The sequence below is a fragment of the Geobacillus zalihae genome (assembly GCF_030414215.1).
In the GTDB taxonomy this organism is placed as follows: Bacteria; Bacillota; Bacilli; order Bacillales; family Anoxybacillaceae; genus Geobacillus; species Geobacillus zalihae.
This window is the reverse complement of the sequence record NZ_CP129217.1, coordinates 785,999-805,540: the sequence shown is the minus strand read 5'-3', so window position 1 is coordinate 805,540 and position 19,542 is coordinate 785,999. Positions and strand designations below refer to the sequence as shown.

At 52.3% G+C, this 19,542-nt stretch carries 21 protein-coding genes; 14 read left to right on the top strand and 7 right to left on the bottom strand.

Features of this window, described 5'->3' with window-relative positions; translation table 11 throughout:
- Positions 1 to 172 precede the first annotated feature (172 nt).
- Entirely contained in the window at positions 173 to 523 is a 351-nt protein-coding gene (locus QWV57_RS04140) for a DUF1360 domain-containing protein (RefSeq protein ID WP_081132963.1), read from the bottom strand.
- A 178-nt stretch (positions 524 to 701) separates the two neighbouring features.
- Between QWV57_RS04140 and QWV57_RS04135 the strand changes: the two genes are divergently transcribed.
- The 8 genes from QWV57_RS04135 to QWV57_RS04100 all read left to right on the top strand — a co-directional run bounded on the left by QWV57_RS04135 (position 702) and on the right by QWV57_RS04100 (position 9,835).
- Entirely contained in the window at positions 702 to 1,004 is a 303-nt protein-coding gene (locus QWV57_RS04135; protein ID WP_015374176.1) for a hypothetical protein, read from the top strand.
- Between the two features lie 161 nt (positions 1,005 to 1,165).
- Entirely contained in the window at positions 1,166 to 2,161 is a 996-nt protein-coding gene (locus QWV57_RS04130) for an aminoglycoside phosphotransferase family protein (protein ID WP_015374175.1), read from the top strand.
- A gap of 6 nt (positions 2,162 to 2,167) precedes the next feature.
- Positions 2,168 to 3,247: a glycosyltransferase gene (locus QWV57_RS04125; protein WP_301100735.1), complete on the top strand. Its 1,080-nt coding sequence runs from the start codon at positions 2,168 to 2,170 to the stop codon at positions 3,245 to 3,247.
- A gap of 276 nt (positions 3,248 to 3,523) precedes the next feature.
- On the top strand, positions 3,524 to 4,807 hold the full coding sequence (locus QWV57_RS04120) for a UDP-glucose dehydrogenase family protein (protein WP_081132966.1): 1,284 nt from the start codon (positions 3,524 to 3,526) through the stop codon (positions 4,805 to 4,807).
- Entirely contained in the window at positions 4,804 to 5,760 is a 957-nt protein-coding gene (locus QWV57_RS04115; RefSeq protein WP_301100733.1) for an NAD-dependent epimerase/dehydratase family protein, read from the top strand. The genes QWV57_RS04120 and QWV57_RS04115 overlap by 4 nt, the downstream gene beginning before the upstream one ends.
- On the top strand, positions 5,757 to 6,911 hold the full coding sequence (locus QWV57_RS04110; RefSeq protein ID WP_015374171.1) for a glycosyltransferase family 4 protein: 1,155 nt from the start codon (positions 5,757 to 5,759) through the stop codon (positions 6,909 to 6,911). Before QWV57_RS04115 ends, QWV57_RS04110 begins: the two co-directional genes overlap by 4 nt.
- 255 nt (positions 6,912 to 7,166) lie before the next feature.
- Positions 7,167 to 8,261 (top strand): CotS family spore coat protein, encoded by a 1,095-nt coding sequence (locus QWV57_RS04105; RefSeq protein ID WP_301100731.1) that lies wholly within the window; start codon positions 7,167 to 7,169, stop codon positions 8,259 to 8,261.
- Between the two features lie 2 nt (positions 8,262 to 8,263).
- Positions 8,264 to 9,835 (top strand): glycosyltransferase family 4 protein, encoded by a 1,572-nt coding sequence (locus QWV57_RS04100; RefSeq protein ID WP_301100729.1) that lies wholly within the window; start codon positions 8,264 to 8,266, stop codon positions 9,833 to 9,835.
- A 155-nt stretch (positions 9,836 to 9,990) separates the two neighbouring features.
- Here the strand turns inward: QWV57_RS04100 and QWV57_RS04095 are convergent, their stop codons facing one another.
- On the bottom strand, positions 9,991 to 10,401 hold the full coding sequence (locus QWV57_RS04095) for a CotO family spore coat protein (protein WP_011230336.1): 411 nt from the start codon (positions 10,399 to 10,401) through the stop codon (positions 9,991 to 9,993).
- A gap of 119 nt (positions 10,402 to 10,520) precedes the next feature.
- Positions 10,521 to 11,297: an enoyl-ACP reductase FabI gene (fabI, locus tag QWV57_RS04090; protein ID WP_015374168.1), complete on the bottom strand. Its 777-nt coding sequence runs from the start codon at positions 11,295 to 11,297 to the stop codon at positions 10,521 to 10,523.
- Positions 11,298 to 11,495: 198 nt separating this feature from the next.
- Between fabI and QWV57_RS04085 the strand changes: the two genes are divergently transcribed.
- Both QWV57_RS04085 and prpE read left to right on the top strand, forming a co-directional pair.
- On the top strand, positions 11,496 to 12,671 hold the full coding sequence (locus QWV57_RS04085) for an FtsW/RodA/SpoVE family cell cycle protein (RefSeq protein WP_011230334.1): 1,176 nt from the start codon (positions 11,496 to 11,498) through the stop codon (positions 12,669 to 12,671).
- A 206-nt stretch (positions 12,672 to 12,877) separates the two neighbouring features.
- Positions 12,878 to 13,615 carry a bis(5'-nucleosyl)-tetraphosphatase PrpE gene (prpE, locus tag QWV57_RS04080; RefSeq protein WP_015374167.1) on the top strand — a complete coding sequence of 246 codons (738 nt, stop codon included), beginning with the start codon at positions 12,878 to 12,880 and terminating at the stop codon, positions 13,613 to 13,615.
- Here the strand turns inward: prpE and QWV57_RS04075 are convergent.
- The 4 genes from QWV57_RS04075 to QWV57_RS04060 form a co-directional block, all read right to left on the bottom strand.
- On the bottom strand, positions 13,612 to 14,523 hold the full coding sequence (locus QWV57_RS04075) for an RluA family pseudouridine synthase (RefSeq protein WP_015374166.1): 912 nt from the start codon (positions 14,521 to 14,523) through the stop codon (positions 13,612 to 13,614). The two genes, prpE and QWV57_RS04075, sit on opposite strands and share 4 nt — an antisense overlap.
- Before the next feature lie 156 nt (positions 14,524 to 14,679).
- The gene (locus QWV57_RS04070; RefSeq protein ID WP_011230331.1) at positions 14,680 to 15,495 is read right to left on the bottom strand and encodes an NAD kinase; all 816 of its coding nucleotides are present in this window, start codon (positions 15,493 to 15,495) and stop codon (positions 14,680 to 14,682) included.
- Positions 15,492 to 16,130: a GTP diphosphokinase gene (gene yjbM, locus QWV57_RS04065; RefSeq protein ID WP_011230330.1), complete on the bottom strand. Its 639-nt coding sequence runs from the start codon at positions 16,128 to 16,130 to the stop codon at positions 15,492 to 15,494. Before yjbM ends, QWV57_RS04070 begins: the two co-directional genes overlap by 4 nt.
- Positions 16,131 to 16,258: 128 nt before the next feature.
- The gene (locus QWV57_RS04060) at positions 16,259 to 16,636 is read right to left on the bottom strand and encodes a UPF0738 family protein (RefSeq protein ID WP_060788649.1); all 378 of its coding nucleotides are present in this window, start codon (positions 16,634 to 16,636) and stop codon (positions 16,259 to 16,261) included.
- 135 nt (positions 16,637 to 16,771) lie between these two features.
- Here QWV57_RS04060 and QWV57_RS04055 point away from each other — a divergent pair, with 135 nt between their 5' ends.
- From QWV57_RS04055 to spxH, 4 genes are all read left to right on the top strand, one after another.
- Positions 16,772 to 17,365, top strand: coding sequence for a CYTH domain-containing protein (locus QWV57_RS04055; RefSeq protein WP_011230328.1), 594 nt, complete (start codon positions 16,772 to 16,774; stop codon positions 17,363 to 17,365).
- The gene (locus QWV57_RS04050; protein ID WP_015374164.1) at positions 17,362 to 17,985 is read left to right on the top strand and encodes a lytic transglycosylase domain-containing protein; all 624 of its coding nucleotides are present in this window, start codon (positions 17,362 to 17,364) and stop codon (positions 17,983 to 17,985) included. Before QWV57_RS04055 ends, QWV57_RS04050 begins: the two co-directional genes overlap by 4 nt.
- 102 nt (positions 17,986 to 18,087) lie before the next feature.
- Entirely contained in the window at positions 18,088 to 18,501 is a 414-nt protein-coding gene (locus QWV57_RS04045) for a globin domain-containing protein (RefSeq protein WP_015374163.1), read from the top strand.
- Complete coding sequence (gene spxH, locus QWV57_RS04040; protein ID WP_015374162.1) at positions 18,494 to 19,387, top strand: ClpXP adapter protein SpxH; 894 nt, start codon at positions 18,494 to 18,496, stop codon at positions 19,385 to 19,387. Before QWV57_RS04045 ends, spxH begins: the two co-directional genes overlap by 8 nt.
- Positions 19,388 to 19,542: the final 155 nt, after the last annotated feature.

Below are 19,542 nucleotides of genomic sequence, written 5' to 3'. Positions count from 1 at the left end.
TGGCATCACCGGCTGACGACGGCTTGACGACTTCCATCCACACCGCCGGCCATTCCTTCAGCGAACGTTGCCCAACCAGCATCACCGGTTCGTTGTCCATTTTTTTGACCAAAACGACGCCCGCCGGCATCCCTCATTGGCTGTGTCATAATCTCAATAGCCGCCTTTCTCCTTACGACAGCCATTTACTGACGAGCGTCTCCATGATCGCCGCCCCGCCGGCAATCGCTAGAAGCATAATGAGCGGCTCAAAAACATTCGGCCAAAGCATTAGGCCAGTATAACAAAACGCCGCACACCAAATCCCCGTGCACCAGTAGCAGCTCAGCAATTCGCCAAACCAGCGACGCAGCCCGCCTCCCTTGAAAGAAAGAAATACTTGTTTGCTTCCGTCTGGAAGTTCCTGCTCCGTCCATTCGTGAAAGGGACGGCGAATCCAGGCGGTGATCGCATCATATACAATCAGCCGTGTCAGGCGAAAGCTGGCTAAACAAAGAAGGACAAATGAAAATGGATCGTCCATGCTCCTCTCCCCCTTTCCGTCGGTCATGACCGCTAAAAAACCGATTACCTCTCCGTCGTTCCAACTTGGCAGCCAGTGAATTCTCTTTGACGCGGACGTTTGCCCAAACGCTCTCCTAAGCCAATCATATGATGAAGTATAGGTTTTTAACACAAGGGACAAGAAAGGAGGCGACGCGATGTACCATGTCTTTTTCAACCGACGCCCAACCCGACCCCGCCTTCCCCGTGCTCTTTACGAACAGCTGGCCGCGCTTCCACTCAACACTGAGGTTAACGTGCACACCACCAACGAGACGCATTACAATGCGCTTTTTCTCGGCTTCGAGCCGCGGACGAACAGCGTCTCGCTATTGGTTGACCGCTTTTATAAAGACGGGGGGCGCTCCCTTGCGATCGATGCGGCCGCGATCACCGCAATCGATCTCCCTGTTTCCATGCGGCCGGCTTCATCCGCTGATTCGGATGACGAGGAAGAATAACCAAGAAAGAAAGCACAGCCGGCTGACGCCAACCAACGCGGCCGGCGCTTATTTTTTTGGCGGCGCCGTTTTCTCATTGACTAGTGCGCTTGTCTATACATTCTCTTCTCGTATTACATACACTTTTACCAATCGACAATGGATGCTAGGAGGAACTGATCTTGGCTTCGAAACGATCTCGCTTGTTGTTTGACATTTTAAGCCGTTACGACCTGACTGGAACTGAAGTCGATATCATGAAGGAACTGAAAGAAAAAAAAGTATGGCTTGTGCAAAACAAAAAAACGAGGGAACGGTACGTGCTGAAACGGCTGAGCGAAGACAAAACGAATTTTCCGATTTTGCTTCATTCCAAGCTGTACCAAGAAGGATTTCATGTCCCAAAAATCTTCCAAACGAAAACAGACCAATATTACATCCACCGAAAAGGCCATTACTACTATTTGATGGACTACATCGTCCCAAGCGGAACGAAGCCCTCTTTCCAACAACGGATCGAAGGGCTCGCCCGCTTTCATGCTCACAGTCTGTTTGCCGATTGGATCGGCCCCTGCCCTTCATCGTTTCCGGAGCCAAAAGACGTGCTGAGCGCACATCGGCAAAAAGCAGCACAGTTAGAGGAGCAGGCAAAGGCCATCGATCATAGTGACACTCTTTCTCATATAATGGAACAGATGGCTGGAATCGCGAATCAAAGTTATGCATGGCTTGAAAAAAGCAATCTAGCTGATTTTTGCCGCACAGCGAAAGAACGAAAGGCCATTTGCCACGGGGATTACAACAGCAACAACCTTTTATTGGCGGAAAACCACGAAGTCATCATGATCGACTTTGACCTCGCCTACTATGGTCTTCCGCTTGATGATTTTCGCTTTTTGCTTATTTCTTTGACGAAAAACCCGAAAGACGATGCGGTAAAACGAACGAAGTTGCTATTTGACCTTTATTTCTCCGTTTGTTCCCTGTATGCTCCATACAAAAGGGTCTATTTAGCTGATGCCATGTTTCCGCACGTGTTTTACAGCGAAACGGTCGGCCAAGAAAAGCAAAAGCGGGCGGTAAACAGCCCAGCGTCCTTGAACTTGCTCACCCGCCTCGCCGAACAGGAAACAAAAAAATTCGCATTCTTGTCCGATTTTTTCAAAAGCGAGGGATAGAGAAAAATGAAACAAACGATCGCCCACTTTTTTCATGAAAAAATGAAAATCAATCAACGTTTTATTTACAACCAAATGGTTCATTTAAAAAAATACCGCCCGATCATGATCGGGTCATTCGCCGATGACGGCAGCCATCCGTTTCCTCTCATCAACTATTATCACCTCAACGACATCGACGATTTCGGCCGCTTCGCCAAAGAACAAAATATTGTCGCCATTCACGCTCACCATGGAAAGCATGCCGTCGAAATTCTTCCGCTTTGCATCGCCCATCGCATTCCGCTTGTCGTCAGCATCCGCGGCCGCGATGGATCGGCGAAGCATCAAAGTTTGCGGCGCAATCAAAAACGGTACAATTTGCTCAAACAGCACGGGGCGCTCTTTCTTCCTGTCTGCCGCTATCTTGCCAATGAACTGACTACACTAGGCTTTCCGCCGGAAAAAATCCAAGTTCTCTACGGCGGCATCGAGCTCGATTTATTTCCGTACCGAGAGCGGACGATTCCTGAGAACGGAGACATCATCATTCTCTCAATCGGCCGGCTCGTCGAGAAAAAAGGCTTTTTAACGCTCGTGCGCGCCTTTTGGCGCGTGCATGCGGTTCATCCGCGCTGCCGCCTCCGCATCATCGGCAGCGGCAAAGAGGAAGAAAACATCCGCCGGCTTATCAGCGAGCTGAAGCTCGATCCGTTTGTCGACCTGCTGGGTGCCATGGATGCCGCTTCAATCGCCCGCGAAATGGAACGCGCCCATCTATTTTGCCTGGCGAGCGAGACCGCTTCTGATGGAGACATCGAAGGCATCCCCAACGTGTTGAAAGAGGCGATGGCAAGCGGACTGCCGGTCGTCTCAACGAATCACGCCGGCATCCCCGAATTGATCGAACACAAACGCACCGGCTATCTCGCACCAGAAAGAGACGATATTGAGCTAGCGAACGGCATTCGGTTTTTTCTGGAACATCCGGAACGAATTCCATCCTTCACGAAAAAAGCACGCAAAGTGATTGAACAGCGGTTTGATATCACGAAACAAATCAAGGTGCAGGAGCGGTTGTATGATGAGTTCATCAAAAGGGGCTGACCCAAAAGGCTGTCTGCCTTCAGGATAGACACAAAATATAGTGCGGAAGAAGCGGTCAGTACGTATATATAGAGACGAAAGAGGGTGTCCCGATCCTTTTGGGACACCCCCTTTGTTGCTTAATTCTTCCCCTTTCCTTTCCAAACAGCAGAAAGGTTGTCCGCCGAAAATAGACCGCACCATTTCCAGCGTTTTAGGCGCTTGCCATGTAGCAAACCACGCTTGTCTGTTAATACGCTATAAAAGCCGGAGATTTCACGAAGGAGGCCTATTAGGATGAACATTTGCATCATTGGCGCTGGCTACGTCGGACTAACCACCGCTGCCGTCCTTGCTGAACTTGGGCATGAAGTGCATTGCATCGATCATGATGAACGGAAAATCCGCCTGCTCAATAACGGGGAAGTTCCGTTTTATGAGCCAGGGCTCGAAGAATTGATTGTCAAAAACTATAATGATCTGACGTTCAGCGGCCGCTGGGATGATATCAAAAGGGCGACCGTCGTTGTCATTTGTGTCGGCACCCCGCCGCGGCCCGACGGCGGCACCGACTTGCGCTATATTGAAGCGGTGCTCGACCGCTTGGCAACAACGATCAAATCGTACAAAACGATCGTCACGAAAAGCACCGTCCCTCCGGGGACGAATGAATGGATGTGTGCCGAGCTCATCCGCAAAGGAGTGAAACCGCAGTTGTTCCGCATCGTATCCAACCCAGAGTTTTTGCGGGAAGGGTCGGCTGTCTACGATATGTTTCACCCAGACAAAATCGTCGTCGGACTCGAACCGGATGATGACCAATCGCTTGCCGTCATGCAGGCGGTGTATGCCGGCATCAATGCCCCTTACCTCACAACAAGCCTGACCGGCGCGGAACTGATCAAATACGCCGCCAACGCGTTTTTGGCGACCAAAATTTCCTTTATTAACGAAATGGCGCGCATCTGTGACGCGTTTGCCGTCGATGTCAATGACATCGCCCGCGGGATCGGCCTCGACCCGCGCATCGGCCCGCATTTTTTGCGGGCCGGCCTCGGCTATGGAGGATCTTGCTTTCCAAAAGATATCAAAGCGCTCGAACATGCGGCGCGCTCGCGCCAAGTGGAGCCGCATTTGCTGAAGGCAGTGCAGACCATCAACGCCACCCAGCTTGACGTTTGCTTCCAAAAACTCAATGAGCAACTTGCCCCATTGACGGACAAAAAGATCGCCGTGCTTGGCATCTCCTTCAAGCCGAATACAGACGATACGCGTTTTTCCCCCGCTGAAGCGCTCATCCGCCGATTGAGTGAAAACGGCTGTACGGTTGCCGCCTACGACCCGAAGGCAACGCTCTCGGAGCCGCTCGCCCGCGTCACACAAGTCCAGTCGGTGCACGAAGCGATCCAAGGGGCGGATGGCTTGGTCATCGCCACCGATTGGGACGAATTCCGCACGCTTGACTGGGGGCAAGTGAAAGCGGCGATGAATGGGACGCTCGTGTTTGACGGTCGAAACTGTTTGGATCGCCATGCAGTCGAACAAAGCGGTTTGCGCTACATGGGGGTGGGGCGCCCGTGAACATTCTCGTCACCGGGGCGGCCGGATTTATCGGCTCCCATTTATGCGAAAAACTGCTCGAAAACGACGAGCATCATGTGATTGGCGTCGACGGCTTTCTCGGACCGACGCCGGCGCCGCTAAAAGCGAAGAACATTGCCCATTTGCAGTCTCATCCACGGTTTACCTTTCTTGAGCTGGATTTGTTGACAGCCGATTTGCCGTCCTTGCTGCAAAACGTCGAAGCGGTCTACCACTTAGCCGGCATGCCCGGCGTGCGAACGAGCTGGGGGACGGAGTTTGCCGCCTATGCTGCACACAACATTTCCGCTACCCAGCGGTTGCTTGAGGCATGCAAAGACCGGCCGCTCAAACGGTTCATCTACGCTTCGACCTCATCCGTCTACGGCGAGCGGAGCGGCCCGTTGTCGGAAACGCTTGAACCGGCCCCGCTCTCCCCATATGGCATTACGAAGCTCACCGGCGAACATTTATGCCGCGTCTATTTTCGCGAGTTCGCCGTACCGATCGTCATTTTGCGCTATTTCACCGTCTACGGCCCGCGCCAGCGCCCGGACATGTCGTTTCACCGCTTCATCCGCCAGCTGCTCGCTGGACAACCGCTCATTGTGTTCGGCGACGGAACACAATCGCGCGATTTCACCTATATTTCTGACTGCGTTGATGGAACAATCGCCGCAATCGAGCGGGATGGCGTCATTGGAGAAACGATCAATATCGGCGGAAAAGAACGAACATCGGTCAATGAGGTGATCCGGCTGCTTGAAAAGCTGACGGGAAAACAAGCGATCATTCAGTATACCCCCGCCGCCCGCGGAGAGCCGAAACAAACATGGGCCGACTTGACAAAAGCGGAGCGGCTGCTTGGGTACAAGCCGGTTGTAACGCTTGAGGACGGCCTGCAAAAAGAGATTGAATACATCCGTTCGCTGTATGAGGGTGAGCATTTATGAAAATCGCCTATGTCTGCACCGAAAAGCTGCCCGCCCCAGCAGTGCGGGGCGGGGCCATTCAAATGATGATCGATGGGATTGCTCCATTGATCGCCCGCCGCCACGAACTGACTATTTTTTCGATCACTGACCCGCTGTTGCCGCCTGAAGAGACAGACGGAGACATCCACTACATCCGTTTTCCAAAAGCCACGTATGAAACGGATGTGGCACGTGCGCTGGCCGCATACAACTTTGATGTCGTTCACGTCTTCAATCGTCCTGTTCCGCTCATCGATTACCAAGCGGCGGCTCCGCAAAGCGCCTTTGTGCTAAGCCTGCATAACGACATGTTTTCCCCGCTGAAAATGACAGCCAAGCAGGCGAAGCGGGCGCTAGACGCCTGCACCTTGCTGACTGCTGTCAGTGAATACATCAAACGGACGGTGACAAACCGTTACCCAATCGATCCTCAGAAAGTAAAAATCGTTTATTCCGGAGTCGATGCTTCCCAATACATCCCCGTCTGGACAGAAGAGGGCAAGCGCATACGCCAGGCGGAACGCGAAGCGTACGGACTCACTGATAAAAAAGTCGTTCTCTTTCTCGGCCGACTCAGCAAAACAAAAGGACCGCATTTGCTGATTCAATGCTTGCCATCCCTTTTGGTCCGCCATCCCGAGGCAGCGCTTGTCATCGTCGGCGGAAAATGGTTCGGCGACACCGGACGAAGCGAATACATCGACTGGCTTCATGAACTCGCGGCGCCGATGGCCGATCGCGTTCTGTTTACGAATTACGTTCCGCACAGTCATATCCCCAAACTGCTCTTAATGGCCGATGTGTTTGTATGCAGCTCGCAATGGCACGAGCCGCTCGCCCGCGTCCATTACGAAGCGATGGCCGCAGGCATTCCGGTCGTGACGACCAACCGCGGCGGCAATGCCGAAATCGTTCGCCACGGCGAGACCGGCTTTGTCATCGATGACTACCAAAACCCGCACGCTTTTTTTGAAGCAATTGATTACATGCTTGTGAACAAACATGAAGCGGAAACCATGGCGAAAAAGGCAAGAAGGCTCGTTGAACAGCAATTTCAATTTCACCATGTGGCCAAGCGGTTTGAAACGGTTTATATCGAAGCATGTTCCTCCCTTTCCCCAAACCAATAAGGGCTGTCTAAGAGAAATGGTTTCGGGACAGCCTTTTTCTCTTTCTCCGATGAAATCAACCATGCCGCTCCTTGTGCATGGATCCCCACTCGTCACACTTTCGCCGCCCCCCAGTTCGTCAAACTGCAGAGGCTTTGGGAAATATCCTCTATTTAATGAGCTTACCCAGTCCAATTTCGTTCTCCATACATATCCTAGTAGCAATCACACATATTTCACTTCGTCCATTCCCAAATACCTGACAGGAGGGATAGCATGAAAGACATCGTGATTGAACCATGGCTCGTCGATGAAACGACCCATGAATTTTTTATCCCTGAGTATATCATCCAGCTGGCAGAGGAAGTGCTGAAAAACTACGATTTATCCGTTCAAAACATGCAAATCGTTACGACAAAACCGGACAAGGGAGGAGCGATTTGGAAGCTCGAAACGAAATCAGGCCCGAAAAGTTTGAAGCTGCTGCACCGGAGGCCGACAAGGAGCCTATTCAGCCTAGGAGCACAAGAATATTTAGTGGAAGTGCGCAAGGCAAGAGTGCCGCCAATTGTAAAAACAAAGGATGGAAAACGTTATGTCGAGGCAGGAGGAAAACTATGGTTTGTGGCGGAATGGATTGAACCGTTGACGCCAGTTACAAAGGATTTGGAAGGAGCAAGAAAGCTTTGTTATGCCCTTGGTGAATTCCATCGGCTAAGCAAAGGGTATGTCCCCCCAAAACAGGCGGAAATGGCTTCGCGGCTAACCAAATGGCCAAAAAACTATGAAAAAATGATTACGAAAATGAGCTGGTTTCGGAACATTGCCAAATACTACCCTGAAATGCCGGCAAGCCCACCATTATTAGAGGTAGTTGACCGATTTGAAGAACAGGCGCGAAAAGGCATGGAACGATTCCTGCAATCCAGCTATGTTGAATTCGTCAAGCAAGGAACGGCTCATTGGGGGTTGGTTCACCAAGACTACGGTTGGTCCAACGGCCAAATGGGCGCGGACGGAATGTGGATTATTGATCTCGACGGAGTTGCCTTTGACCTTCCGATTCGTGATTTACGAAAACTCATTAGCGGCACAATGGCGGATTTATACAAATGGGATGCAACATGGGTGCGGGAAATGATTCTAGCGTACCATGAAGCAAATCCAATCACACCTGAATTATACGAGCTTTTGATGATTGACTTGGCCATGCCAAACGAATTTTATAAAAATATGAAAGAAGTCGTCTATGAACCGGAAATTTTTCTCAATGAACAAACAGCACAGTTAATTCAAACGATTGTCGAAACCGACCAGTCAAAGTGGCCTGTATTGGCAGAAATCGAAAATGACTGGAAAGGAGTGGGATAAATATGAGGATTTTGATGGTTTGTACAGAAAAACTCCCCGTTCCCCCTGTACTCGGCGGAGCCATTCAAACGTATATTTCCGGCATTCTTCCACATGTAAGCCAATTCCATGATATTACCGTTTTAGGCATCAGCGATTCGTCGCTTCCCGAGCAAGAAACGATCCATGGCGTTCGCTACGTGCGCGTACCGGGAAAAATATTTGAAATATACCGGGAAAACGTTGTTCGTTATGTGGAAGCGAACAAGTTCGATCTCATCCATATCTTTAACCGCCCCCGCCTTGTTCTGCCCATCCGGCAGGCAGCGCCCGACGCCAAAATGACGTTAAGTATGCACAATGATATGTTTCAACCGGAAAAAATCGATCCAGAAGAAGCAACGGCGGCCATCGCAGAAGTGGCCTACATCGTAACCGTGAGCGATTATATTGGCAATGTCATCCGCAGTCTATATCCGCAGGCATCGCCAAAATTGCGCACGATTTATTCTGGAGTAGACAGCGAACGATTTTTGCCGGGAAATCATCCAAAAATGCAGAAAATACGCAACGACATTCGGCGGGCACATGGGTTGGAAAACAAAACGGTCATTTTGTTCGCCGGAAGGCTGTCGCGCAATAAAGGGGTCGATAAACTCATTCTAGCATTGCCGGAGCTGGCAAAAAAATTTAAAAACTTAGCCCTGGTGATTGTCGGGAGCAACTGGTTTAGCGAAAATGACATGACTGATTATGTCGCCTATGTAAGAGCACTGGCGAAACGAATGCCTGTCCCCGTTGTCACGACAGGCTTTGTCCCACCGAATGAAATCCAAAATTGGTTTGCGGCGGCTGATTTGTTTGTATGCACCTCGCAATGGCAGGAACCGTTGGCGCGCGTCCACTACGAGGCCATGGCAGCAGGCCTTCCGATCGTAACGACCGCGAGAGGCGGCAATCCGGAAGTCATTTTCGCCAATGAAAACGGCCTTATCGTAGAAAATCCGGAGGACCCAAGTGATTTTGCCAACAAGATTGCCCAAATATTATCGGATCAATCATTGATGAGAAGAATGGGAGAAAAAGGCCGGCAGCTTGCGATTTCGATCTATCATTGGGAGCGAGTCGCTTCCGAGTTATTGGAAGTTTGGGAGCAGGCGGAGAAAACAGAACAAGCTGTAGTGAGTGAAGAACAAGCAGCCGGCATGACAATAGAACCGCTGAAAGAAGATGCAACAGAACAACGGAACCGGCCAACCCCTAAAGCGGATGCAAAAGAAAAAGTCCACTCGAAAAAGAACGCGGCAGCGTCATCCGACAAAACGAAAAAGGGAAAAACCAAAAAAGAGCGTGCCATATCAATGGAAGACCATCAACAAACAGCCAAACAAAAAGAAGCTGCGGCAGAGCGAACTGAACTCGCGAAAAGCGCCCCAGCTCCTAAACAGCCCCAAACCGGCCGCCACATAAAACCTTTTACCATTGCAAGCGGCAACCAACAAACGCTGGACGCGTCGCCTAAAACGCATTTGAACCGCAAATTGGCTCAAGCGAAACATGACACCAAACATTTTACGATTGCAAGCTCACACTAACACGAATCGAAAATCGCCAACGAAGAAAATGACGGACATCCAAAATAAAAATGAGAATACACTCCCACAGCAAATGAAGGAAACAAACCCTCATCATCCTTTCCTGGCGCCGCAACGCATTCAGGCAAAGATGCGTTTCAACGCAAGGAAATGCGTTACTGCACAAACCCGATCATCGTCACCGCGAGAAGCTGCGCGCGCCCGATGACCGTTTCGTTTCCCTGTTCATCGGCGATCGTCAACTCGGTCGCCGTGCACTTCTTTAATATGCCTTCATAGCTCTTATCCTTCATGACAAATTGGCATTTCAGCGGCGGCAAATGGCCGGGCAGCTCCGCCAAAAAGGCCAGCCGCTCGTCGAGCGCCATCGCTTGGAATTCTTTTTTGGCAAAAAATTCAGTCGGTTCCTCCTCGCCGCCTCGTTCATCGTTGGAATTTCCTTCCTCTTCCTGTTGCGTTCGGCTAGTCCACATAAACGTTTCTTGCATATGCGCCGCCGCCCGCATCGCTTTTGGCTGCACAATGTAAAGCAACGGCTCCGTCTCCACAACGTTTTGTTTCCGCACGTCGATCCCCCTTTTCCATGCTTGCCTTACCTTATATATGTATGCCCGTGATCTCAATAATTGCCCAAGTCAAGCAAAAAACAGCCGCTCCATCAACAGGAACGGCTGCTCGCACGTTTTTAATATCCTAAAATGTGGTATCCCGAGTCGACGTGAATAATTTCCCCGGTGATGCCGCGCGACAAGTCGCTGAACAAAAACAGCGCCGCATCGCCGACTTCTTCTTGGGTCGTCGTCCGGCGGAGCGGAGCGCGTTCTTCGATTTGCTTTAAAATCGAGTTGAAATCGCTCACCCCTTTGGCCGACAGTGTGCGAATCGGTCCAGCGGAAATGGCATTGACGCGGATGCCGTATTTGCCTAAATCGTTCGCCAAATATTTCACGCTCGCATCAAGCGACGCTTTCGCCACACCCATAATGTTGTAGTTTTGCACGACGCGCTCGCCGCCTAAGTACGTGAGGGTGACGATGCTGCCGCCTTCCGTCATCAGCTCTTTCGCCTCGCGCGCAACCGCGGTGAGCGAATATGCGCTGATATTGTGGGCGAGCAAAAAGCCTTCGCGGCTGACGTTCATATATTCCCCGCTCAAGTCTTCTTTATTGGCGTAGGCGATGCAATGAGCGACGCCGTGGATGACGCCGACTTGTTGTTTGATTTGCGCAAAACATTGAACGATGTCTTCATCTTTTGCCACATCGCATGGCAGCAGAAGCGAACGTTCGTCCCCAAGCGTATCCACAAGCGCCCGCACCTCTTTTTCAAACCGCTCTCCGGCATACGTAAACACCAACCGAGCGCCGGCAGCGTGAAGCGAACGAGCGATGCCCCAGGCGATGCTTCGTTTGTTCGCCACCCCCATCACGACATATGTACGTCCTTCCAACGATAAGACCATTCGTTCATCCTCCCAATTATCATTTATTCTTAGCACCAGGTGTTAATTCTATTATAGGCGATGCGGCGGGCGATGTAAATGCACGCTTCCCTTTTGCCTTCCGATTCCTTCATGCTGGCGGCGGTTTTTCCCACTTTGCAAAACCGGCGCGATTCGCTAATATGGTATATGGCACATTTGAATGGAGAGGATCGTTCCATGGATCATGATCGTTTTTCCAAATCGAAGCTGGATTACCATATGCTGTTCCTTTTATTCTTGATGGCGGTCGTCAGCGCCATCGCCATCCATAGCGCAGAACCGATGCTGCCGGAGAAACTGCAAAACGTCAACTTCGCTTCGAAACAGCTGCAATGGTACGCCATCGGCGCTGTCGTGATCGCCTTGACGATGATCATTGACTATGATCGGCTGTTTCAAATCGCTTGGTATTTGTATGGATTCGGGATGTTGCTGTTGCTTGGGCTGGAATTGAACGTCCCAGGATCCGTAACCATTAAGGGGGCGACGAGCTGGTATCATCTACCTGGAGGCAACTTTCAACCATCCGAGCTGATGAAAATTTTTATGATCATCGTCCTAAGTCGCATCATCGTCAACCATCGGGAAAAATATCCCGAACCGACGATCAGCGATGATTTTAAATTGCTTGGCAAAATCGCTTTGACCGTCTTGCCGCCGCTTATTTTGCTCGCCAAGCAGCCGGACATGGGCATGTCGATGGTGTTTATGGCCATCACCGCCACCTTGGTGCTCGTTTCCGGCATCCGCTGGCGCATCATTTTCGGCATTGTCCTTTCCGGTGTAACAATGGTGGCAGTCGTTGTGTTCATTTTCTTTTATTTTCCTGATTTCTTCCATAAGTACATTATTAAAGAAGATTACCAGTTGAACCGGTTTTACGGCTGGCTGGCTCCATATGAATATTCCAACGAACAAGGCTTCCAGCTCATCCGTTCGCTTATGGCCATTGGGTCAGGGGAACTGTATGGGAAAGGATTGGGCAACTTACAAGTCTATTTGCCGGAGGCGCACACAGACTTTGTGTTTGGCGTCATCTCAGAACAGTTCGGATTTGTCGGCTCAAGCATCGTCGTGTCTCTCTTTTTCCTGCTCATTTATCGCATGATCCATATTGCCTTGGAGAGCAACGATTTATATGGCAGCTATTTATGCGCCGGCGTCGCGGGCATGATTACGTTCCAAGTGTTCCAAAACATTGGCATGACGATTGGACTTTTGCCGATCACGGGGTTGCCGCTTCCGTTCATCAGCTATGGAGGAAGCTCGCTGGCGACTTATATGCTGGCGATCGGCCTCGTCTTAAACGTTCATTCGCGAACGCGGAAGTTTATGTTCGCAAGCGATGAATAAAGCCGCTTGCTGTGTCCGCAGGCGGCGTTTTTTGTCGCCATCAAGCTCAACTCCACTTCTTTGTTTCCTGGCCGCGGGCTCCGCCGTTTGGGCGTTGCCCCCGCAAAAGCCGCGATGAGACGGGCAAAACCGCCGCATCTTTTCTTTTCCTGACTGAACGGACATACTGGTAGTACAACCATTATGGCGAGAAAGGAGCACATTCGATGCAAGTGGACATCATCGGCGACATTCATGGCTGCTTCCGCGAATTCGCCGCATTGACGGAAACACTCGGCTACCATTGGGACGAAGGGGTGCCAATTCATCCCGACGGACGAAAGCTCGGCTTCGTCGGCGATTTGACCGACCGCGGTCCTGAATCGCTGAACATGATCGAGATCGTCTGCGCCCTTGTTGAGCGAAATTTGGCTTACTACGTGCCAGGCAACCATTGCAATAAGCTGTACCGCTTTTTTTTAGGACGAAACGTGCAAATCGCCCACGGGCTTGAGACGACGGTCGCGGAATATCGCGCCTTGCCTCCAAGCGAACAAGAGATGATCCGCCGCAAGTTCATCCGCCTGTATGAACAGGCGCCGCTGTATGCGGTGCTCGATGAGGGGCGCCTTGTCATCGCCCACGCCGGCATCCGTCACGACTATATCGGGCGGACGGACAAAAAAGTCAAGACGTTCGTCCTGTATGGGGACATCACCGGCGAAACGAACCCGGACGGGACGCCGGTGCGCCGCGACTGGGCGAAACGGTATCACGGCAGCGCATGGGTTGTATACGGCCACACGCCGGTCGAAAAACCGCGGTTTGTCGGGCGGACGGTCAACATCGACACCGGCTGCGTATTCGGCGGTGCGCTGACCGCCTTGCGCTATCCGGAAATGGAAACGGTATCCGTTCCTTCCTCGATGCCGTTCGTCCCGGAAAAATTCCGCACGTTCTCCTAATCAGCGCACCGTCTGCGCGTTGCCTCTAGGAGGAGTTCCATATCGTCAGGAAGCGGGGCGGAACATGTATACCAGCGCCCGGCAAACGGGTGAAAAAACGACAGCTGCCGGCTATGAAGCGCCTGGCGGCCGATCATCTCCCGGCTCCCGCCGTACAGTTCATCGCCGGCGAGCGGGTGGCCGAGATAAGCCAAATGAACGCGGATTTGGTGCGTGCGCCCCGTCTCCAGCCGGAGCGAAACGTATGTATAGCCATAAAGCCGCTCAAGTACACGAAAATGAGTGACAGCCGACTTCCCGTCTTCCCGCACTTCGCGGGCAATGATGCTGTCGCTTTGGCGGCCGATGGGGGCGTCAATCGTCCCTTCATCCTCGACGATGACGCCATGGCAAATGGCCTCATACGTGCGCACAACGTGCCCTTTTTGCTGCAATGCCGACAACAAATGATGAACGTGGCGGTGCTTGGCGACGAGCACGAGCCCGGACGTGTCGCGGTCAAGCCGGGTGACGATATGGACGGTCGAGTCGAGCTGCTGCTTTCGATAATGGTGAAGCAAGCCATTGGCGAGCGTCCCGCCCGGGTGGTGGCGCGACGGAATCGTCGCCAATCCCGCTGGTTTGTTGACAACAAGGACGTAATCGTCTTCATACAGAATGTCAAGCGGCATCGCTTCTGCGTCCATCCAATCGCTTGTCCGCTCCGGCGGAAAGACAACCGACAGCGTCTCGCCGGCGCGCAGCACATGGCGGACGGTGACGGGCCGACCGTCAACCAACAGCGCCCCGCCATGGAATTTAATATCGGTAAGCGCCGTCCGCGAAATGCCGTTCTCTTGCAAAAACTGGCGCAGCAGCTTTCCGTCGTGCTGTTCATCGATGGAAAAGGTCATGGTAAACGGCGGCAATGTTCGTCACCTTTCTGATCAAAAATCTCCGTCTTGCTCATCGTGTTCCATCCACTTTTCTTTGGCGCCGCGAAAACGGAATCGGCATCCGCGCCAAAAGACCATCACCTCGCCGCAAACAGGAAGCGTTGCCTAACCAAGGAGGCGTGCTTTCCCTCAGTCGGCGATAAACGAGTCGCGCACCCGCCGCCAAAACGGAAACGGCCGAAAGCGGGCGAAACGCACCTTTTCATCGGCCACCCGGCATTGAATCGACTTCACTTCTTTATGCAACAGTGACAAATGGTCGATCGTAATTTGAAAATCGACGTGGTTGACCGGCTTGAGTAAACACGTATGGTGCGCCGGCAGCACGAGCGGCGAACCGATTGTCCGAAACACGCGGTTGTTGATCGACGCCATCTCGGTCACTTGAATCGCCTCAAGCGAAGGATGCAAAATCGCGCCACCGAGCGCTTTATTGTAAGCCGTGCTGCCGGTCGGCGTCGAAATGCACAACCCGTCGCCGCGGAACCGCTCAAACAAGTCGCCGCGAATCTCGACATCCATCACGAGCGTCCCGCTGACGCACTTGACTGTGCATTCATTGAGCGCTAAATACTTTGCCTCGCTTCCGCCGTTGAGATAGCGGATCGTCACCTCAAGGAGCGGGTATTCGACCACTTGGTACGGCGTCTTGGCGATGGCGATGACGAGCTTTTCGAGTTCCTCCGGCACCCAGTCTGCGTAAAAGCCGAGATGGCCAGTATGGACTCCGACAAACGCCGTCTTGTCCAACCGATGGCAATAGCGATGGAACGCATACAACAGCGTTCCATCACCGCCAACCGAAATGACGAGATCAGGTTCCTCTTCATCGTAACGCAAGTCAAAGTCAAGCAAATACGTTTTCATTTTTTGCGCCAGAGCGTTTGATATGTCGTCGCCTTTGGACGTGATGGCGAACACGAGCGGCGCGTCCGTCCGTTTCATTGCCCTTCTCCTTTTGCTTCTTGTTTTCGAGAAAAAGCAGCCTGCGCTTCTTGAATTTCAAAGCGGATTTTCGACATCTCCTCATCGAGGCGATAGGCCGCCTCCGCGGCGCGCTGCAACCGAACTTTGATATCTTCGGGGAAACGCCCGCTGTACTTATAGTTCAACGAATGCTCAATCGTCGCCCAAAAGTTCATCGCCAACGTTCGAATTTGAATCTCCGCCAAGATGTTTTTTTCACCGCGGATCGTCTGCACTGGATAGCGGATGACGACATGGTACGAGCGGTAGCCGCTCTCTTTTTTTTGCGTGATGTAATCGCGTTCTTCGACAATCGTAAAATCGTTGCGCTGGCGCAATAGCTCGACGACGGTCTTAATGTCATCGACAAACTGGCACATGATGCGCAGCCCCGCAATATCTTGCATCTCTTCCTCGAGACGGTCGAGCGGGATGTTTTTCTTTTGCGCCTTATCCAAAATGCTGGCAACTGGCTTCACCCGTCCGGTGACAAACTCAATCGGCGAGTGCGCTTCAATCATCTCGAATTGGGCGCGAATGCCCCTTAGCTTCACTTTCAGCTCCTCAACCGCCTGCTTATACGGGGCTAAAAACAAATCCCAATGGTTGACCATCGTACCACCTGCCTACATGTTTTCGATCTCCCGCGGCTTACGTCTCTTGCTGCTCGATGGAACCGCTCATCTGTCGAATTCACCGGGCCGCTCCCGATCCTAACGCGCCGGAAAGGGAACCCCCCGGCTTATGGCTCAAAAAACACGTCTTGCACCGCCTGTTCAAGCGCCTCGCCATAGTTGGCGTTGCCGCGAATATTTTCAAGCAAATAAGACAGTTCATCGTGAAACTGTTCAAGCTCAAGCGTCCTCTCTCCACATCGAAGCCAGACCGGCTCCTTGGCGTCAAGCGCCGCCTTTAGCTCAGGCCACCACGGCTTCGGAATCATGACATATAGAAAGCGGTTATCGGTTTCCAAAATGTACGCAAACGCCAACGCATCCGAGTCGACAAGCATATGGCGTTTCGGCGTTACGCGGGCAAGCGGAACCGGAGCATCATTGACATACAGCCAAAGCCGGCCGCCTTCCCGCTCCGCCCGCTCGACGATCCATTTTTCGTTCATGTTTTCTCTCCTTCCGCATCAACCATCCGCCCTTTATTTTACCATATTCACCCTATACAGGCGAAATAATTGATATTCGCCGGAAAACAGCTGATAATAGAGGGAGACGACTATCCTGTCTGAAGGGGATTCACGATGCATCAAGAAATCGAAATCGAATTAAAAAACTTGTTAACAGCAGCGGAGTTTGCTGCCGTCCGCGCCGCCTTCCGCCTTGATGATGGCGCTTTCTTCCGCCAGGAAAACCATTACTTTGACACCCCGTCATTCGCCCTGAAAGAACGAGCGGCAGCGCTGCGCATCCGAGCGAAAGAGGGACGCCTGACCTTGACGCTGAAACAAACGCGGGCGGACGGGACCATTTTGGAAATCCATGAGCCGCTTTCGCTGTCTGAAGCGGAAGCGTTGCTTGCTGGTATAGCGGCGCCGCGCGGGGCGATCGCCGATTTGCTTGCAGAACTGGGCATCAACCCACACGAGGTGCGCTGCTTTGGCTCCCTTGTCACCGACCGAGCCGAATGGCCGCATGAAGGCGGCACGCTATGCCTTGACCATAACTGTTACTTGCAAAGCGAAGATTACGAACTTGAATATGAAGTGGATCACGTGGAAGCGGGTGAAAAGCGGTTTTTGCGCCTGCTTGAGGCGCTCGGCATCCCGCGCCGCCCGGCGCCAAACAAAATCGCCCGCTTTTACGCCCGCATGAAAGAAATGGAGGAAAGACGATGACCGTTTCGCCATTAAAGCTGCTCATCGAATGGCAGGCGCTCAATGCGTTCTCACCCGGACGCTCCAGCCTGTTGCCATCGCCGGTGCCATCCTTGTTTTCAAGCTTGCTTGCCGAATCTCTCAGCCGCGGTGAGGAATCTTCTGCCGAGGCGCCTCAAGCTGCCCTAAGCGGTCAGCCCCCGGCGCCCGCCGGCCATCGCAGCGCCCCGCTCGAACATGAAGCGGGTGCTGCAACCAACTCATCTTCTTCCATCGATGCTTTCATCGCGGCGGCAGCGGAAAAATACGATGTTGACCCGCAGCTCATCCGCGCCGTCATTCGCCATGAGTCAAATTTCCGTCCCGATGCGAAAAGCCCGGCTGGAGCGCTTGGACTCATGCAGCTCATGCCAAGCACGGCAAAAATGCTCGGCGTCCACAACCCGCTTGATCCGGCGCAAAACATCGACGGCGGCGTAAAATATTTGCGCCAGCTCCTTGACCGGTACAGCGGCAATATCACTCTCGCCTTAGCCGCCTACAACGCCGGGCCCGGGCACGTCGACCGCTATGGGGGCGTGCCCCCATTTGCCGAAACGCGGGCGTATGTCGAACGCGTGTTGAAAAGCTACCGCACATAAACGAGCGGTGCTCGAGTCACTTTGTTTGAGATCCATGCGTGCTGTTGATAAAATAGCAATCAAACGACAACGAATGATTTTCAAACAAAAGGAGCATCCGCGATGGGTGAACAATGGCAAACTCTTTATGAGGCGATCGGCGGAGAGGAGACGGTTGCGAAACTTGTCGAAGCATTTTACCGTCGCGTGGCCGCGCATCCGGACTTGCGGCCCATTTTCCCTGACGATTTGACGGAAACCGCCCGCAAGCAAAAACAGTTTTTAACACAATATTTAGGCGGCCCCCCTCTTTACACGGCAGAGCATGGACACCCCATGCTGAGGGCGCGCCATCTCCGCTTTGAAATCACGCCGAAGCGGGCGGAAGCGTGGCTTGCCTGCATGCGGGCAGCCATGGAGGAAATCGGCTTGTCCGGGCCGGCGCGCGAACAGTTTTATCACCGGCTCGTACTCACCGCCCATCATATGGTCAATACCCCAGATCATCTGGACAGAAAGGAGCATACCCTTGAGTGAGAAGTTTGCTGGGAAGACGACATCAACTTGCTACCCTTCCCAGCCGCTAGGCAACACGAACAAACCGCTCGAGCTGTATTTGTTTATCGATCCTTTATGCCCGGAATGCTGGGGGCTTGAACCAGTCATCAAAAAACTGACGATCGAATACGGCCGTTTTTTTACCTTAAGGCACATATTGAGCGGAACATGGGCGACATGGAACGCGCGCAAAGGAACGAAACCGGAGGCAATGGCGAAAGCGTGGGAGTGGGCGGCGAACCGCACCGGCATGTCATGCGACGGCAGCGTTTGGCTCGAAAACCCGATTTCGAGCCCGTTCGCCCCATCGCTCGCCATTAAAGCGGCGGAAATGCAAGGAAAGCGGGCTGGCCTTCGCTTTTTGCGCAAGCTGCAAGAACAGCTCTTTCTCGAAAAACAAAATGTCGCCGATTTGTCGGTGCTCGCCGAATGCGCCGTCAAAGCGGGCTTGGATGTCGATGAATTTTTGCGCGACATGCACTCGCCGGGAGCGGCGAAAGCGTTCCAATGCGATTTAAAAATCACATCGGAAATGGACGTCGACGAAATTCCGACGCTTGTGTTGTTTAATGAAAACATTGAAGACGAAGGCATTAAAATTTCCGGATGCTATCCGTACGACATCTACGTCGAATTGATCGCTGAAATGCTCGGCTTCCATCCTGAACCGTCCTCTCCTCCTCCGCTGGAATCATTTTTAAGCCATTTTAAATTCGTCGCCACAAAGGAAGTTGCCGTTGTGTACAACTGGACGATCCAAGAAGCGGAAACGGAAATGAAAAAGTTGCAGCTAAAGCAAAAAGTGGAGCGGGTGCCCGTCAAACACGGAACATTTTGGCGCTATATCGATGATTCCCGTCCCTAAAAGCAGGGATGGGCGCAAGAAAAAGCCCGGCTGACGCCGGGCTTTTTCTTGTTGCCAAGACAACAAAGGGGATGGGAGAAATTGTTCACGGTCAAACAAAGGGGTATCAGGTTTTGTCTTCCGTTCACGTTTTTATCTTACCAAACGTCCAACCA

Bases quoted from the DNA above. Each gene is read 5' to 3' on its own strand.
- QWV57_RS04140 (WP_081132963.1), bottom strand. From the start codon at position 523: ATGGACGATCCATTTTCATTTGTCCTTCTTTGTTTAGCCAGCTTTCGC.
- QWV57_RS04135 (WP_015374176.1), top strand. From the start codon at position 702: ATGTACCATGTCTTTTTCAACCGACGCCCAACCCGACCCCGCCTTCCC.
- QWV57_RS04125 (WP_301100735.1), top strand. From the start codon at position 2,168: ATGAAACAAACGATCGCCCACTTTTTTCATGAAAAAATGAAAATCAAT.
- QWV57_RS04120 (WP_081132966.1), top strand. From the start codon at position 3,524: ATGAACATTTGCATCATTGGCGCTGGCTACGTCGGACTAACCACCGCT.
- QWV57_RS04110 (WP_015374171.1), top strand. From the start codon at position 5,757: ATGAAAATCGCCTATGTCTGCACCGAAAAGCTGCCCGCCCCAGCAGTG.
- QWV57_RS04105 (WP_301100731.1), top strand. From the start codon at position 7,167: ATGAAAGACATCGTGATTGAACCATGGCTCGTCGATGAAACGACCCAT.
- QWV57_RS04100 (WP_301100729.1), top strand. From the start codon at position 8,264: ATGAGGATTTTGATGGTTTGTACAGAAAAACTCCCCGTTCCCCCTGTA.
- fabI (WP_015374168.1), bottom strand. From the start codon at position 11,297: ATGGTCTTATCGTTGGAAGGACGTACATATGTCGTGATGGGGGTGGCG.
- QWV57_RS04085 (WP_011230334.1), top strand. From the start codon at position 11,496: ATGGATCATGATCGTTTTTCCAAATCGAAGCTGGATTACCATATGCTG.
- prpE (WP_015374167.1), top strand. From the start codon at position 12,878: ATGCAAGTGGACATCATCGGCGACATTCATGGCTGCTTCCGCGAATTC.
- QWV57_RS04070 (WP_011230331.1), bottom strand. From the start codon at position 15,495: ATGAAACGGACGGACGCGCCGCTCGTGTTCGCCATCACGTCCAAAGGC.
- yjbM (WP_011230330.1), bottom strand. From the start codon at position 16,130: ATGGTCAACCATTGGGATTTGTTTTTAGCCCCGTATAAGCAGGCGGTT.
- QWV57_RS04060 (WP_060788649.1), bottom strand. From the start codon at position 16,636: ATGAACGAAAAATGGATCGTCGAGCGGGCGGAGCGGGAAGGCGGCCGG.
- QWV57_RS04055 (WP_011230328.1), top strand. From the start codon at position 16,772: ATGCATCAAGAAATCGAAATCGAATTAAAAAACTTGTTAACAGCAGCG.
- QWV57_RS04050 (WP_015374164.1), top strand. From the start codon at position 17,362: ATGACCGTTTCGCCATTAAAGCTGCTCATCGAATGGCAGGCGCTCAAT.
- QWV57_RS04045 (WP_015374163.1), top strand. From the start codon at position 18,088: ATGGGTGAACAATGGCAAACTCTTTATGAGGCGATCGGCGGAGAGGAG.